This window comes from Nocardia sp. SYP-A9097 (genome assembly GCF_009649815.1).
Taxonomy (GTDB): Bacteria; Actinomycetota; Actinomycetes; order Mycobacteriales; family Mycobacteriaceae; genus Nocardia.
Genome location: NZ_WJIC01000079.1, coordinates 1 through 1,188 on the forward strand (window position 1 = coordinate 1; position 1,188 = coordinate 1,188).

The 1,188-nt window shown below is 65.6% G+C and carries 2 protein-coding genes; one reads left to right on the forward strand and one right to left on the reverse strand.

From position 1 onward, the window contains the following. Positions 1-486: 486 nt before the first annotated feature. On the forward strand, positions 487-738 hold the full coding sequence (locus GFY24_RS40810) for a hypothetical protein (RefSeq protein ID WP_153810466.1): 252 nt from the start codon (positions 487-489) through the stop codon (positions 736-738). A 24-nt stretch (positions 739-762) separates the two neighbouring features. Here GFY24_RS40810 and GFY24_RS40815 read toward each other — a convergent pair. Continuing rightward, a partial coding sequence (locus GFY24_RS40815; protein WP_194853231.1) for an HNH endonuclease signature motif containing protein occupies positions 763-1,188 on the reverse strand: 426 nt, incomplete at its 5' end.

Here is a 1,188-nt window from a genome sequence, read left to right on the forward strand (position 1 = left end):
TACAAGGGGTGTGCTCGTTAGACACGGGGTGTGATGGCCTCGGGGGTGGGCGGTTTGGGGGTTTTGGTCTTTGGGGTTTTGTCTTTGCTCGAGATCGGGACCACGGCCTGCCAGCGAGGCTGGTAGGTGAGAGGGCGGCTCCCGATGGGGGAGCGAAAATCGGGTACGGCAGGCGAGGTTCCCACTCCGAAGAATCTTGGCCCTCTTCCGAACCCCGCTGGCACCCAAAGGTTCCTGCCCGCCTCGGCTACGAAGGCCCCGTGAGCCAGCCGCCTGGGTATCCACATGGAAAGAACCGAGCTTCGACCTCGCCCTCGATAGGACGACGAGCTACGGACGGAACACGCGAAGAGGGGCTGGCGGGCAACAACAAACGCAGCTACCCACCAACTCTCGCCGACACCGCCCACCTGATGCGCCTCACCGATCCCGAAGGCGGCGTCCTGCTCGACCAATTCCGCACCGAAACCTTCACCCTCACCTGGCATGAGCGAAATGAACGGTGTCACTTATGAAGGCGCGGAGGACCGGCAGCGTCATCACGGACATGGACATGAGCTACTCGACTTCGCTGTCGCCCCACATCATGGCGCGCAAGGCGGGCCTGACCCGCAAAGGCAGGTGCGCCTAGGGATCTGGCCGCAGAACAAGAAGCATGACGGTGAGCCACCCTCGCAGGCGCGGAAAGCGTGGGCGGGCAGCGGGAAACGCCTGTACCACCGGCAGGGGTATCCCTGACGGTGGTACAGGCGCTCAGCTTCGCTATCGACCCTCACCGGGGGTGGTGCGGTGTTCGAGTCGGGCTTTGCGGTGTTCGCGGTCGCGTTCGTCGCGGGCGCGGATGCGGGCGATCGTGGCGGCCAGTAGTTCTCCGGGGTGGTGGCGGTGGTTCACGTGTGGAGTTCGGGTGGGGTCGATGTGGGCGGGGGCGATCCAGCCGGTTCGGCCGGGGAAGTCGGTGTCGGGTCCCGTGACTACGGTTTTCCAACCGCCGGGGCCGTCGTGGACCAGGGCGTGGCAGGCATCGCACGCCAGGGTGAGATTTTCTATGTCGGTCGGGCCTTCCTTGGCCCACTCGGTGATGTGGTGCACCGCCGACAGGGACGCGGGCGCGCTGCAATCCGGTCGGGTGCAACCCTTTTCGGCTGCGATGAGAGCCAACCGCTGGGCCTTGGTGGCCAGGCGGTC